The following is a 13,996-nucleotide window of genomic DNA, read 5'->3' on the forward strand; positions in this document are numbered from 1 at the left end:
GCCCTTGGGGTCGCCATGGTCAGCCGGTCAGCGCTACCGGTCCGCCACCCCGGCGGGCCCCGCCTCACACTCTTAGGGAGCCCCATGCCCAACCCGGACCTTGCCGCCTGGATTCTGCAGACGATCACCGAGCACCCCGAGCACCACGACCAGCGCGCCTGGATGAAAGGCTCTGACCATCTGCTTCCGGAACAGCCCTTGGCCTGCGGCACCACGCTATGCGTCGCAGGACATGCCGCCCACCTGAGCGGATACGCCCTGCACCGCACGGGCCCCGGCACCGGGCCCGTGGTGGCCATCGCAGAAGACGGCGCTCACCTCTCCATCAAGAAGGTGGCCGAGCGGGAACTTGGTCTGTCGGGCTGGGACGCCCTGCGCCTGTTCGGCACCGCGCTCCGTGCGGAGCACGCCCGCGCCGCACTCGCGCAACTCGCTGCGGGCGCCGGGCACGGCGGGGGTCACGCGGCGGCCCCCATCCGGGTGCTGGCCAAGATCTGCGGCGAGCTCGTCCACCGCCGCCCGGCGGTCGCACTGCGCGGCCGGCTGCCCTGTCCGGGCCGGCCGGGTGGACGGTCGTACGGCAGCGGCCCGCGCCTCGCGCAGTGCGCGGGGGGCGGGCCGCTGCTGCCGACGGGTTCGGCCCCCACAGGGCTACTGGTTGCTGACCATCTCCCAGTCGATCTGTCGTCGCCGGGCCGGCGCTCGCCATCGCGATGGCGAGTTGGTGGTCCCCGTCCGCAGCCCTTGCTCTGGCGGCCGCCGCCACCCTGGCCGGGTCCCTCGCCTTCGCCACCGCCCGGCCCGCGCGCACCTGGCGGGCCGGGCGGTGGCGCCGCGACCGGCTCGGCGCGCTGCGCCCGCCGGCCATGCGACCCCTGCTGGCCGCCCTGATCTTCTTCGGGGCCACCGTCGGTGCCCTCGACGTCGCCGGGAACGCCGCGGCCGACCGCCACGATGCATCCTGGCTGGCGGGTGCCCTGCCCGCGACGTTCGCCGCCGCCGGACTCCTCGGCGGCATACTGTTCGTCCGCTTCCAGCCCTCAACCGCGCCCCGGCCGCGTCACCTCCTGCTGCTGGCCGCGCTGTACGCAGCATGCTGGCTCCCACTGCTCGCCCCGGCACCGGCTCCGGTGATCCTTGCCCTGGCTGTACTGCCCGGTGCCCTGTTCGTTCCCGTGCTGAGTGTGGCAAGCCTGACCCTCACCTCACTGGCTCCACCGGGAACCACCACCGAGGCCATCGGCTGGCTGTCCAGCGCCATGCGCCTGGGCCTGGCCGCAAGCACCGCACTGGCCGGACCGCTCGGCGGGCACTTCGCACTCCCGCTGCTGGCCGCCGCCGGGTGCGCGCTGCTCTTCGGGACCCGCACCACACCCACACCTACACCTACACCTACACCCTCGCCCGCAACCGCGTGAGGCGCACGGGCGCACCTCACCGAAGACCGGACACGCCGTTGAGAAAGCACTGTTCATCGGCGTGAGCGTCAGCACTACCCGCTCGGGTATGCGGGTCGTGGGCTTGAACGCCTGTTGGGCAATGCTGTTGCCCAGCCACCGTCAGCGCTCGGCCCCTCCCGGTGAGCGCCCGCCGCAGCACGAGGGTGCGCACCGGGCCTAGGCTTCCGCCGGAACCTTCGCGGCCTTGTTGTCCGCCGGAGCCGGGGCAGCATCTGTCTCAGCGGCCGCGGACGTGGGCTTGGTGTACATCACCGGACCCTGCTGGCGTCCCTTCTCGATGATGCCCTTGTTGGCGAGGTTCTCCAGGGTGTTGCGTACGACCTGCGCGGACGTCGTGCGCCCGGGGTACTTCTCCTCGAGCTCGGTGCGGACCTCGCTGACCATGCGGGGCTCGCCGACGTGGTTGCTCAAGATGCGCTCCACGAGCTCGCGCAGCGAAGGGTCGGCGGCCGGCTTCTCAGAGAACGGGCCGAGCAGCTGCGCGAACGGCTGCGGGAGCAGGCCGAAGCCCGCTCCGCGCCGCAACGGCAGCAGCGGGATCCGCACGCTCACGCACAAGAGCAGTCCGCCGCCCACCATCGGCCAGACCAGCAGGGGATGAGCCGCAACTAGCGTTCCGGCAACGGTCGGCCGCGCGCGACTGGAAGCCGTGCTGGGCTGACTGCTGCACCCGGGAAACGGGCATGCCCCACCAGACAGTGCGCCGACTACGGTGATCAAATGAGCATGGGGGAGTGGCTGGGCGACAACGGGCCCCGCATCGTCGTGACGGTCGTGATGGCCGGCGAGACGATCTCCACGGCGCTGAACGGCCCCCAGGCCGCCGTAGCCCTCTACGGAGCGCTGCTCGCCGCAGGAGTCTGGGCCTGGCACGGCCGCTACACGTTCGACCGTGCGGTCTCCGGCGGCCATTTGGCGAAGTTGGCGACCTGGGACCTCTACATCCACCACCGAACGCCGCCCGAAGACGACGACGGCCTCTACACGGCCATGGCGCAGCGCATGCGGCAGACCGACCAGCACGTCCGCGCCTTCGCCGCCCAGCACAGCCTGGAACTGATCTCCATTGCCCTTCCCACCAAACGCGAAGCCTTCGGCGACGCCCGCTCCACACGCCACGGCAACCGCGGCCACCTGTGGCTCGGGACGCGCTGGTTCCACCCGCGACACGCCCACCACCTGCCCGCGGTCCGCGAACACGAATTGGCGCACCTGCGCCGCCGCGACACCCGAAAACGCCTGGTCGCGGAGACCACCGCCGTGGCGGCCGCCGCTCTCGCCGCTGGCCTGCTGACCCTGCCTGCCCTCGCCCTGACCGCCCTGACTGCGTGGTTGGGGATCGGCGCCGTCCACTGGTGGAGCGAACTCGCCTGCGACGCCGCAGCCGTTCGCGCCTGCGGACGTTCTCCCGTAGCCGCCATGTGGAGCGCCGACCTCGCCGAGGAACGCACCATGCCCTGGCCCTCCCGGACTCGGCACACGCTGCGCGCCCTGCACCGGCACCCGCCGCTGCGCCTGCGCCGCTGGTTCGCCCGCCGCGCACCGCTGCCGCTACCCGACGCCAGTCACCCGCTGACCATCACACCCGGAACCATGCGCGCTCAGGCCACCCCGGAGCAGTAGGTCCACCGGCTGCACGCCGCCTCATCGGAGCGGACGAGCTGCGCCCGGGTGCCGCGCCTCGTCACTCTCCTGCGCCACTGGGCGTGCGCGCTCCAGCGCAGCATCCGTACGGTCCCATTGCCCGGCTCGACAGGATGGCGGGGCTTGGCGCTCCCGCGCTCCGGTCGCACGCCGCGCGGGACCGCTCCCTGTAGACGAAAGCCGGACTGCGCCCGGGCGGATGGTCGGCTTCAGCTCCCACGGGGCGATCTGGTTTCACACGCCGATGCTAGGCGGTCCCCGCGCGCCCCATATCCTTACGCGGCGCTCCGCAGATCACTCAAGGTGGCATCGCCCAAAACGACGGGGCGAGCGTGCCACGCTGGCGGACGAAGGGGTGGTGGACATGGGGAGCTCGCTGGACGGAGTACAGCTCGGACTGCGGTTCGAGGGCAGGCGCGCAGCACGGTGGAGGCCTCTGGCCGATGTCGTTCTCCAGGAAGTGGCCCAGGCCGAACCCTGGCGTCGGCACGTCACCCACCAAGGAGAGCAACCGCGCTTCGGCCAGTTCGCCGCAATCAGCAGGGCGTGGTGACCACGGACGGAATGTGGGACCGGCTGGAGCCGGCCGACTCGACCCGACCGTGCGGTCCATGATCGGCCAGCCGTTCAAGATCCGCGCCGAGGAGGGACCCGGCAAAGCCGGCTACATTCCCGACCTTATGTTGCTCAAAGCCGATGGTGCGGTCACCATAGCCAACGGCTCGCCCACGGCCGGCGAACTGTGCCCGTCAGAACACGTACTGGACTGGGCAGAGGGCATCATCCACGCTCTGGGCTGGTCCTACGAATGGTGGTCGGGCCCGGACGACGAGCAGTTCTTCACCAACGTCAACGCCCTGGGCGGCTTCAACTGGCCCATGCACCAGTCCCAGCAGGCCCTGATCGAACCGGTCCTTGCCCTGTGCGCCGACTCTGAACTGCCCATCGACCAGGTCGAGGAGCACTTCTCACAACAGACCTCCCGGCCGCTGGTGCGCGGAATCATCCAGCGCCTGCTGTGGTGGGGAGACCTGACAACCGACCTATGCCGCCCGATCGGCACCGGCACCCGCGTGCGCACGGACGCCGCCGCACGCCGACCGGCCCCGGCCCAGTGGGACGTCGTAGCGGTCATCGCCAACCGCTTCCGCGCCGGAACCAGACCCTGGTCCAGGATCACGCTCCACTGCTCCGTACCCGCCAGCTGGTGCGCCTCGTCCTCGGTGATCAGATCCCAGGCCGGCAGCGCCGGGACGGACCTCAGCCTCAGCGCGTGGGCCTCGGCCGCCAATCGGGTCTTGCCGGCACCACAAGCCCACCGGATCTGCGCCCGCAGACATCCCTCCCCAAGGTCCGAACCGGGCGGCACCTCCCACTCCGTCAGAAGCGCGGCGATGCCCGTCCGCTGATGTCGCATCAGGTCCTGCACGGGAGGTCTTGTCCGGGAGAACTTTCATCGGCATGCTCGCCCCGCCTGGGCCCGGTATGAGTCAGCCGCTGCGACTTACGAGCAGCGAAGCGACGACCTGTCCTCGGACTGGTACTTCTGCCCTTCGTGCGCGCGTATCAGGCACGTGTAGAGCTGTTGCGCCTCGACTTCGGACAAAGCGCGGCCTGACTGAAGGGCCCTGTGCACTGCCGTTTGCATGGTCTGGGTGTACGAGGCGTAGTAAGGGGTGGTCGGCCGCTGCATGGCATGCTTCACTGCCTCGCGGACCTCGGCCCGGAACTCGTTCAGCTGCTTGCCGTCCGGAATCGGTTGCCCCTCCCTCTGGATGAACGCCTCCTCGGCGATCCCGTCCGGGCAGCGTGGCGGATCACCCTGGTACGCGGACTCCCGGGTGGCAGCGAAGCCCACTGCCATCAGGCAGCGCTCGCTCTCCTTGCTCGTCAGGTAATTGATCAAGTTGCGGGCCAGGTCGGGGTTCTTCGAGCTCCTGGCCACGGCAAGGTTCTGGCCACCGAGGATGGTGCGTGGCGCCCCCTCGTCCTCGGCGCTGTAGCCAGGCAACTGGGTCACGCCCAAGTCATTCTGCCAGTTCGGCATGTGACGGGTGAGCGCGCGGAAGGCGTAGGGCCAGTTGCGCATGACCTGAACCTTCCCCTCTTGGAAGGCGAGCGCGCTCTCTCGTTCCGTGTATACGGTCGACGACCCGAAGATGTACTTCCGCGGGCCGTGCAGTCCCTGGACCATCCCGTTGACCGCGCCGCGTAAGGCGTCTGCATCCGGCGTGCGACTTTCGCCCCAGTTCCCCTGCCCCTTGCCCAACGCGGCCTCGAGCACGTTGACAGTCAGCCCCTCGTAATCCTTCAGCTGGGTCGCGTGGAACACCTGCTTTTCCTGGACGGCCTTGGTCAGGCCTTCCCACGTCTTCCACGAACGGTCCTCGCGGAGCTTATCCTTGTTGTAGTACAGGAGTCCGGCGTCGGTGTTGAACGGAACGCCCCACACCTGCTTGTCGTGCGTGACGGTCGCCTCGGCCTCGTCGAGGAAGTCATCGTCCAGCGGATCGGGCCACGGCTGGATGAGCCCGTCTGCGGCAAACTCGGCGGTCCAGGTGACATCCAGATTGACGACGTCATAGCGGGCAGTCCCGGACTGCAAGGCGCCTATCATCTGGCTGCGCTGGAGGTCGGCGGTCTCGTGCAACTGCACCACATCGACGTCGACGTCGTTCTTGTCGGCCCACCTGTCGATGAGGTCGCGGCGCACTTCGCTGTCGGTCAGGTCGGTACCCGTGGCGAAAACGATCCGCTTGTCCGGGGGGACAGGTACCGGGTCGTCATAGCCGGTCGAGCAACCGGCCAGCAGGATCAGCAAAGCCAGGGTGCAGCTGCCGCTGTGCAGTCGCATGCTCACAGCCCACCGCCGGGGATGCCGCCCGCAAGGAGGTCGGCCAGACCCGCGTGGTCCCCGATTCCCACGCAGGCACCGCCGGTGCCGCCGAGTCCGTCGCGTTCCTCCTCCGTGCAGCCCAGGGGGGTAAGTGAAATCGTCAGCACCGGCACGTCGACCTTTTGAAGGGCGTTTTCGGTTGCCGACTTCGCATCCTTCTCAGCAACCCCCTTGCAGTTCGACTTGCCGCGGTCGTCCCCGTCGGTCACGAGCAGCACGACCTGATTGCCCTTCCTGTGCTGCTTGTCCTGCAGAGTCGCCGCGGCTGCGGCCAGGGCCTCATAACGCATCGCGCAATAATTGCGTTTGATCGTCCGTTCGGCGCTGTCACTGAGTTGTTCAAGACGCTTGTCCAGCTCTTTTGCATCAGCCGGATCCGACCAGTAAGGGACATCTCCGATATCGGTGTAGGCGGGCGGCTCTCCCTTGACGGGACTCTGGGCGAAAGTGCGGATGCGGAACCCATCCCTGCCGTCCTCCTGATTCGGCAGCGCCCGTAGCACCTCACCGACTGCGGCCACGGCGCCCTGATAGCGTTCGCCGTCACCCATCGATCCGGAGGCGTCGAAAAGGATGAGCACCCGTCCCGCCGCGCTCGCTTCCCGGTATTCCTCCAGCGCCCTCTCGATCTGTTGAGCGGTGAATGGCCTTCGCTCGACCGGAGAATTCCGCACGGCCTCCAGCGGGCTGTCCGTCGAAGGCGGCGGATCGGCGGGATCGCCCTTGCTGTCAGCGGGCCGGTATCCGTCTTCCCACAGCGTCCTCTGTCCCTCCGCTCCGACCAGATGTCGCCGGAACCCCTCGGCCGCCACGCCCCTCAACTCCCGCTGCTCCTTGGGCATCGCCAACCAGGTGACGGGGACGAACGGATGGTCGAGCGCGGGCACACCCCGCGGGGAGTACTGGGTGAACTCAAGCCACTGGGTGGCCGTCTCGCACTGGTCGACCTGCCGGTCCCTGTTGTACTGCTGCAGGTCGTGCTCGGAAACCAGCACTGCGGCGCGCCCCTGGGCCTGGCACAGCACCTCGTTGCTGTCTGACTGGCCGTCGGGCGTCGACAGCCGCTCCTCCGTATTCCCCTCGAAGGTGCGCACGTCGTTGCCGTCGGGGCGATGGTGCAGGCCTGCGGTGTGCAGCGTGCCGATGTTGGAGAACACGGGGGTAGGGCGTAGCAGGCGCACGCCCGGGCTCTTCCTGCTGAGCTCGTCGAGCAACTCGTTCCAGGAACTCTGCTTCTGCTCCAGCGAGTCGGGGAGTAGTCCGGTGGGGACTCCCAGCACGAGCGGCGAGAACGCGATCGGACGCGTGGTTTTGCTGAGCCTGATCACGTTCTGGTCCTTCAGGTGAGGTCGCGCCCGCATGACATCGGACGTGGAGTCCGGAATCCAGATGTCCGGCTGCGGTCCGATGGTCTGGACGGGTGCCGCTGTGCCGTGGTCGTTGCCGATCTGGGTCGGGTCCGCCCACGAACTGGGCTTGATCAGGGCGGATATAGCCTGTTCCGACGGTGCCGCGTACACCGTGGTGTGGATGCGGCGGCAATCACGGGGGAAATCGTCGTCATCATTGAGCGGCCCCGTCCGGGCGGCGTCGTGCGTCGCCGCCATCGAGACGACGGCACTGCGCAGTTCGGGTGTGGTGAGCACGCGCATCTCCAGCGGTGTCGGGCATGACGTCGGCTCCTTCACGATTGCGTGCACGCCGAAGGGGGCGGCGCCGACAGCCGCGAGGACCACAGCAGCGACCAGGGCTTTCCGCCGCGCCCTGCCACTGTTCTCCTTTTCTTCGGGTTCTTCCGGGGGGTCCTCCGGTCCACGGCTGCGAGAGAGAACAGTCGTCAGCACATTCCGGTCGCCTCTCTGCTCCGGTCCCCAGCGCTCGGTGTCTTTGCGGACCGGCCACCTGCAGGACCGGCGATCTAGCTCCTCGTACACGTCACGCAGTGTCACCGGGCCCTTTCCCTCGACGCCCTGTCGGAGTACATCGACAAGGGCGGCCGTGAAGTACGAGAGGTATTCGCCACCGTCCGGGTTGGGAACGCTCCACTGGCGCTGCGAGGCGGTCACGGCATACCACCGCTCGTCGGCCACCTTGGCGAAGACAACATTGCCCGAGTAGCAGCAGTCCAGGATGACCACCATGCGGCGGATCCGTGGATAGCGCTCCACCAAAGTGAGCAGCGACTCCACGTCCAAGGCGGTGGCCCAGGGCGAGGACTTGCGGGTGTCCTTGGCGCACAGACGCAGCTTGCTCTCCGCCGGGACCAGCCCGTGGCCGGAGTAGTAGATCAGCAGCAGATCCTCGCTGCTCGCCGCTGCGGCGTTCAGCGCGTCCTCGATCTCCCTGCGCTCCGCGTCCAGCAGAAGCTGCACGTGCTCGGCGTCGAAGACGCCTGATTCCTCGTGCGTGAGGGCGTGCCCGAGCGCCTCGGCGTCCCGCACAGCGGTGGGTACGCTTTCCAAGTGCTCGTCGTCGTACGTCGATACGCCGATGAGCAATGCGCGGGAGCGGTCCCTGGCGGGCGGTTCCGGCTCGTCAGTCGTTTCTTGCGCAGGTTGCGCGGGGAATCCGGCCACGGCCCTACTCCTCGCCGTCCCCGTCTGCCGGCGTTCGCTCCGGTGCCCTGACTTGGACGGTGACCTCAAGCATCGCCAGCAGGTGGCGCGGAGCTCCGTCGACCGTGATCCGCACACTGTGCGACCGCAGGAAGAGCCCCGGATGCCGCAACCGGCTGCGCCATGGATAATCGCGCCAACGCTGACGCGGGATAACCACTCGCACCGACTCCACCGAAGAGACGTCCCCGCCGCCGGCGTACTGGCTCAGCCAGTTCCTGATGGAACCGACCAGCTCGGTAGTGGTCTGCGTTGCAGCGGATGACGCCATGTTCACGAGGATGTCCTGAAGGACGCCCTTAGTGCCCTTTTCGGACTCGCCACTGGGTTGCACGATCCGGCCGAGCGTGCGTTCGCGGCGCAGCCACTTCCGTAAGTCCTCGCGGGCCGTGCCGTCCTGACCCGGTGGGAGAACCAGCCTGATCTCTCCCGCCTTCACGCTCCGTCTCGAGCGCGTCAGCCCCTTGCTCATGTGCCCCACCCCCAGGTTCATCCTGGCACAGGAGGTAACGCACCGTCACCTGAAGGTGCAACGAAAGCTTCTGTGAGGGGTGAAGGCTCGGCCACGCGCTGCTCGCTGTTGGCGCGCGCCCCCGATTACTTGGCGACAAAGGTGGCGTTCAGGGCTTTGGGCATGCCGCAGCAGACCGCGCAGTGCAGCAGCGCTTCGACGATCCCCTCGGTCCTGAGGCCGACGTCGAGAGCAGCGTTGGTGTGGACCTCAAGCGAGGGGCGAGGCCGGGACGGTCGTAGATGTCCCCGAAAACCCAGGCGACCACATGGTGGCCGAATACGGGAGAGATGTCGGCGAGCGAGCCGATGACATTCCGGCCAACCTCGCCGTCGATGCGGGTGAGTACCTCTTACGTGGTGGGCGACCTCGTGCCCGTCCGTGTCGGTCACCGGCTGCGCCCGTGGGGCCGTGACCCGTCGGAGCAGAGGCTGGCGTCCTCGTCCTCGTCATCGAAGTTGGGATTCCTCAGGAGCGTCGGTCCGAGGCGGCGCGGAAGTCCCGGGTGAGTCGGGCTGCTTCATTCAGATCCTGGATGTCGATCAGGCTTACGGTGCCGGAGGTGTAGGCGTCGGTCCATCCGCAGATCGCGGCTTCGCCGGTGGGCGTGTCGACGTGGCCACAGCCGAGGCGCCCCGGCAGGGGGCCGACGTCGAAGAAGGCGGTGTCACGGGCCTTGGCGCCGGCGAAGAAGTTGCGGAACTCCTGGGTGAAGGAGTCGCGCTTCTTCTCCGCAGCCAGCTCCGGGTCCTGCTCGACCGTGTTGATGGTCAGGACGGCTGTCAGCTCCTGAGTGTCCGTGCCGTAGTACCACCACTGACGGCCGGAACTCCGCTTCTTGTTGCTGCGCTCCTGCACTGCTGCGTAGACCGCCGCGTCTTCGCCGGTCAGGAGTCGATAGTGTCCTAGCTGGTTCGGCGGCTGGATGACCCGGCGTGGGACCTCGTCCGCGGCCTTGTCGGCCCCTGCCTGGGCGGCCCGTGGCTCGGGGTTGTGGACGGATACGGCCTTGACGCATCCTGCGGCGGCGACGGTCGCCAGCACACTCCACACGATTCTTCGACGTCTGGCGCGCAGAGTAGGCAGTGAAATCCCCGGCACGGACGAACCGGGTCGGTCGACGCGACGCCAGGAGTGCGTCATGCGCCAGACCGGGGCCATGACAGCACCCGCGACCAGAAAGGCGCCCAGCGACTGCCCGGCCGCGTAGTTGGTGGAGGTGGTGTCCAATGACAGTGTGATCATCGCAGGATCGTAGACGTGCTGGTGTTCGACGTTTCTTGCCGGGCCCGCGAGGCGGTCAGGGGGTAGGCGTCATATCCCGCTGAGTCTCAGTCATGGATGAGAGGCTCTCGCAGGTGTGTGAACGCATTTGGAGGCCGGTTCCTCGAGCTGTTCCTCCACCGCGAACGCCGCTGCCCCACGTCCGTGAGTCGATCACCGTCGACGGTCACAGCGTCAAGATCGGCCCCTGGTTCGCCAAGGTGCGCACCAAACGCCGCGTCGTCCAGCTCAGCACCGACCACGAATGCCTCGCCGCCGCCCTCTTCGACGGCGACTGGACCGAAGGCAACACTGTCCCGCCGTCACCTGCCCTGCCGCCCGCGTAGTCGTTGACCTGTCACGCCGATGGTCTTTCTCCGCGCCATAGCCCTACAGGTACCAACTAGGTACCATCGGGGGTATGCCGTCCTTGAACATCACCTTCACCGACGAGGAACTCGAAGCGGTCCGCGCCGCCGCGGCCGCCGAAGGCAAGTCCCTCAAGCAGTACGTCCACGACCTGCCCCTGCGTGAACAGCAGCGTCTGCAGTTCGTCCGCTACGCCGTCTCCTGGGGCGAGCAGCATCGCGCCGAGTTCGACGACGCCTTCCCCGACGAAGCCCCGTCGGCCACCCGCCACCAGGAGGCGGACGCGGCCTGATGATCCTCTACATTGACGTCCCCTGGCTGCTGGACGTCCAGGAACAAGCTGTCCCCGAAGATGTCAGCGTCGCCGACTACTCCGCCTTCGTCGCCGCCGCCGCCCGCCACAAGACCCGCATCCCACGACCCGCCACCGCCGACCCCGACCCCGCCTGGCGCGCCGCCGCCCTCCTGCACACCCTGGTCCGCCTCCAGCCACTGCCGTACCGCAACAGCCTGTACGCCTGCCAGGTCGCCGCCGCCTACATGCACGCCTCGGGCGAAGGCATCGACCCCCCGTACGGTGCCATGGTCGACCTCGTGCGCGACATCCAGGCCGGCAAGGTCAGCGTCTACCAAGCAGCCGATCGCATCCGCACCTGGCGCATCTGATCCGCCCCGCCGCGCGGTGGCAGTGTCCTTGAGTGCCGCAGCGCGTCAGGTCAGCGCCGGGAGTGCTGCTCGTACATGGTGACGGCCAGGCCCCGCATCGCCGCGCGGGCGCGCTCGGCGTCCCGCCCCTGGTCGATGGCTTCAAGCGCGGCGGCCGCCGTGGCGCGCACCGGGTGGGGCAGGGCGCCGCCTTGGCACTCGCGGTCGCCCGGGTGGACCCGGCAGCACCGATTCGCCCTTGAGCCCGTGTGGGCGCAGAGGGCCGGTTGCCGGGGGCGCTGCGCGGCCCGTGCCCCCGCCCTCGGCGCTGCGTGCCTTCGCCGATGGTCTGCGTCGCCCAGTTCAGGCGAGGCGGACCGGGCGGCCATGGCGCCTGGATCCCGGGCCAGGTTTCCGCCGGTGTGTGCCGCGGACACCTCGACGGCACCCTGTTCCCGGGTCGCGAGCGACCAGTCGTCGGGGCTTCCGGTCTTGCAGTGTGCTGGTTCAGGTAGGACCGGCCGAGGGCGGACCTCCACGTCGGACCGTTCCGCAAACTGTGCCGCAGGGGCCGCACGCGCCGTCACCGGCCACGCCGGCATCGTCCGGGTCCCTTTGCCGGGCGGTGGTCAGCCCGCCCGGGCGCCGGGGGTGAACGTGACGGGTAGCCGCATCGGGCCGCGCAGCCCGCCGGGCCGCCACCTCAGCTCGGTCGGCGGCACTGCCAGGGCCAGGTCGGGAAGGCGGCGCAGCACCGTCCCGATGGCGATCTGGCCCTCCAGCCGGGCCAGCGGCGCGCCAAGGCAGTAGTGGATTCCGTGCCCGAACGCCAGATGGCCGTTGTCACGCCGGGTGACGTCCAGTCGGTCGGGGTCGGGGAACCGTGCCGGATCGCGGTCGGCGATCGCGGACGCGATCAGCACGCTCGCGCCGCGCGGGACGGTCACGCCCGCGATCTCGACCTCCTCGCGCGCGAACCGGGCGATGCCGGGGCTGACCGGGCCGTCGTAGCGGAGGAACTCCTCGATCGCGCCTGGCAGGAGCTCGGGATCGCCCCGCAGCAGCTGCAGCTGGTCGGGGTGAGCGAGGAGCGCGGCGATGCCGCCGCCGATCAGGTTGACCGTCGTGACATACCCGGCCACGAGCAGCAGGAACGTCATGGCGATCAGCTCGTCCTCGTTCAGCCGCTGCTCCTCGTCGCGGGCGCTGATCAGCGCGCTGAGGAGATCGTCTCCGGGCCGGGCGCGCTTGGTCTCCAGGAGCTTCGTCACGTACGCACGCATCCGCTGCCACGCCTCGTTCACGACGGCCGGGTCCGGCATCTTCTCCCCGCGCATGAGCATGGCGTCGGTCCACCGCTGGAAGTCGTGCCGGTCGTCCGGCGGCACGCCGAGCAGCTCGCTGATCACGGTGACCGGGATGGGCAGCGCGAAGTCCGCGACGAGTTCCGCCCGGCCGACCGGCACGACCGCGTCGAGCAGCCGGTCGGTGATCTCCTGGATACGGGGCCGCAGCTCGGCGACCCTGCGCGCGGTGAACGCCTTCGAGACCAGGCGTCGTAGCCGGGTGTGGTCGGGCGGGTCGGAGCGCAGCATGTTGCTCATCATCGACTCGCGCTCGAACTCGGGCAGTTGCTCCATGAGGCGGGGGTCCGAGGCGTCACGGACGTCGCTGCTCAGCCTCGGGTCGGACAGGGCGGCGAGCCCGTCCTCGTAGCGTGTGACCAGCCAGGCGTCCAGACCGCCCGCGATGACGGCGCGCCGGACCGGGCCGTCCTCGCGTAGCTGTCGGTAGAGCGGGAAGGGATCCGCCACGAAGGCCGGGTCGGCGTAGGGGAGAAGGACCGGCTGCTGGCTCATCACGCCTCCTGGGACACGTAGCGACCATGTGCGACAGCTTGTTGTTACTTGAGGGAGTATGCCCAAGTGTGACCGATTCGTGGAGCTGGCCAAGGGAGGGGCGCGATGGACGCGAAGAACGACATGGAGGCGGGAGTGGCCCGGGCCGGGGTGGAGGTGACAGCGCAACGGCGACCCGCACGGGCTCGTGGGAGGCGTCGACGACCGGTTCCTCAGCGCCGTGATCGACCGCGGGGACCACTGGCAGTGCGGGCGCGCTGATCCCCAAGGACAGCGAGGCACGGCTCCGAGCGTTCGGCGGATGATCCGCTGGCTGTGTCCGGCCCCGTCCCGGGGGTTGACCTGGATGCGGTGGGGCTGCTGCCGCGCTCCTGGGAGAGTTCTGCCCCGGGAGCCTGTGGCGCGCGGTGTCGAGCGGATCCCTGACCGGCCGGTGATTCCGGCGCGGCACCCGGGCGGGCTCCGTGCAGCGTTTGCGGACGCGGTGCGCGAGCTGACCGGCGGCGCCGAGCGATCGGTGTCGCGGTCGCCGGCGATCTGGACCGCCTGGCCACCCTGATGCACGGGGGTGCGCTCGCCGAGGGCGGGGGGTGACCGCATTCACCGTGGACCTGAACCACGACATCGGGCGCGGCTGTGTGCGAGTCGGGTCAGCCCCGTCGAAAATGTGTCAGTCAGTTCGACGGACAGCCCAGTACGGTCATCGGGTGTGTCTCTATGCCATGACCTACTAC

The 13,996-nt window shown here is 69.0% G+C and carries 14 protein-coding genes and 1 pseudogene; 7 read left to right on the forward strand and 8 right to left on the reverse strand.

The annotated features are described in order from the left end of the window. Positions 1–216 precede the first annotated feature (216 nt). Entirely contained in the window at positions 217–462 is a 246-nt protein-coding gene (locus ACFYWI_RS34670) for a hypothetical protein (protein ID WP_389239764.1), read from the reverse strand. A gap of 251 nt (positions 463–713) precedes the next feature. On the opposite strand from ACFYWI_RS34670, the gene ACFYWI_RS34675 reads away from it, so the two are divergent. Beyond that, a complete protein-coding gene (locus tag ACFYWI_RS34675) occupies positions 714–1,418 on the forward strand; it encodes a hypothetical protein (RefSeq protein WP_389239765.1) in 705 nt (234 codons plus the stop codon). Between the two features lie 198 nt (positions 1,419–1,616). On the opposite strand, the gene ACFYWI_RS34680 is transcribed toward ACFYWI_RS34675, so the two are convergent. Further along, on the reverse strand, positions 1,617–2,012 hold the full coding sequence (locus tag ACFYWI_RS34680) for a hypothetical protein (RefSeq protein WP_389239766.1): 396 nt from the start codon (positions 2,010–2,012) through the stop codon (positions 1,617–1,619). A gap of 168 nt (positions 2,013–2,180) precedes the next feature. On the opposite strand from ACFYWI_RS34680, the gene ACFYWI_RS34685 reads away from it, so the two are divergent. The 3 genes from ACFYWI_RS34685 (at position 2,181) to ACFYWI_RS34695 (ending at position 4,513) form a co-directional block, all read left to right on the forward strand. Continuing rightward, positions 2,181–3,083, forward strand: coding sequence for a hypothetical protein (locus ACFYWI_RS34685; protein WP_389239767.1), 903 nt, complete (start codon positions 2,181–2,183; stop codon positions 3,081–3,083). A 385-nt stretch (positions 3,084–3,468) separates the two neighbouring features. Then, entirely contained in the window at positions 3,469–3,657 is a 189-nt protein-coding gene (locus ACFYWI_RS34690) for a hypothetical protein (RefSeq protein WP_389239768.1), read from the forward strand. 58 nt (positions 3,658–3,715) lie between these two features. Next, on the forward strand, positions 3,716–4,513 hold the full coding sequence (locus tag ACFYWI_RS34695) for a hypothetical protein (protein WP_389239769.1): 798 nt from the start codon (positions 3,716–3,718) through the stop codon (positions 4,511–4,513). A 95-nt stretch (positions 4,514–4,608) separates the two neighbouring features. Here ACFYWI_RS34695 and ACFYWI_RS34700 read toward each other — a convergent pair whose 3' ends face one another. The 5 genes and pseudogenes from ACFYWI_RS34700 to ACFYWI_RS34720 all read right to left on the reverse strand — a co-directional run bounded on the left by ACFYWI_RS34700 (position 4,609) and on the right by ACFYWI_RS34720 (position 10,371). Then, entirely contained in the window at positions 4,609–5,958 is a 1,350-nt protein-coding gene (locus ACFYWI_RS34700; RefSeq protein WP_389239770.1) for an extracellular solute-binding protein, read from the reverse strand. 2 nt (positions 5,959–5,960) lie between these two features. Then, on the reverse strand, positions 5,961–8,576 hold the full coding sequence (locus tag ACFYWI_RS34705; RefSeq protein ID WP_389239771.1) for a caspase family protein: 2,616 nt from the start codon (positions 8,574–8,576) through the stop codon (positions 5,961–5,963). Between the two features lie 4 nt (positions 8,577–8,580). Further along, entirely contained in the window at positions 8,581–9,087 is a 507-nt protein-coding gene (locus ACFYWI_RS34710; RefSeq protein ID WP_389239772.1) for a hypothetical protein, read from the reverse strand. A 125-nt stretch (positions 9,088–9,212) separates the two neighbouring features. Then, positions 9,213–9,463 (reverse strand): annotated as a pseudogene (locus tag ACFYWI_RS34715) (carboxymuconolactone decarboxylase family protein). Between the two features lie 131 nt (positions 9,464–9,594). Further along, complete coding sequence (locus ACFYWI_RS34720; protein WP_389239773.1) at positions 9,595–10,371, reverse strand: hypothetical protein; 777 nt, start codon at positions 10,369–10,371, stop codon at positions 9,595–9,597. Between the two features lie 113 nt (positions 10,372–10,484). Here ACFYWI_RS34720 and ACFYWI_RS34725 point away from each other — a divergent pair, with 113 nt between their 5' ends. From ACFYWI_RS34725 to ACFYWI_RS34735, 3 genes are all read left to right on the forward strand, one after another. Beyond that, the gene (locus tag ACFYWI_RS34725; RefSeq protein ID WP_389239774.1) at positions 10,485–10,736 is read left to right on the forward strand and encodes a hypothetical protein; all 252 of its coding nucleotides are present in this window, start codon (positions 10,485–10,487) and stop codon (positions 10,734–10,736) included. 74 nt (positions 10,737–10,810) lie between these two features. Beyond that, positions 10,811–11,050, forward strand: a complete 240-nt coding sequence (locus tag ACFYWI_RS34730; RefSeq protein WP_389239775.1) for a hypothetical protein — start codon at positions 10,811–10,813, stop codon at positions 11,048–11,050. After that, positions 11,050–11,424, forward strand: a complete 375-nt coding sequence (locus ACFYWI_RS34735) for a toxin Doc (RefSeq protein ID WP_389239776.1) — start codon at positions 11,050–11,052, stop codon at positions 11,422–11,424. The genes ACFYWI_RS34730 and ACFYWI_RS34735 overlap by 1 nt, the downstream gene beginning before the upstream one ends. Positions 11,425–12,032: 608 nt before the next feature. Here ACFYWI_RS34735 and ACFYWI_RS34740 read toward each other — a convergent pair. Next, entirely contained in the window at positions 12,033–13,262 is a 1,230-nt protein-coding gene (locus ACFYWI_RS34740; protein ID WP_389239777.1) for a cytochrome P450, read from the reverse strand. Between the last annotated feature and the right edge of the window lie 734 nt (positions 13,263–13,996).

It is taken from the genome of Streptomyces sp. NPDC002889, assembly GCF_042888425.1.
Taxonomy (GTDB): domain Bacteria; phylum Actinomycetota; class Actinomycetes; order Streptomycetales; family Streptomycetaceae; genus Streptomyces.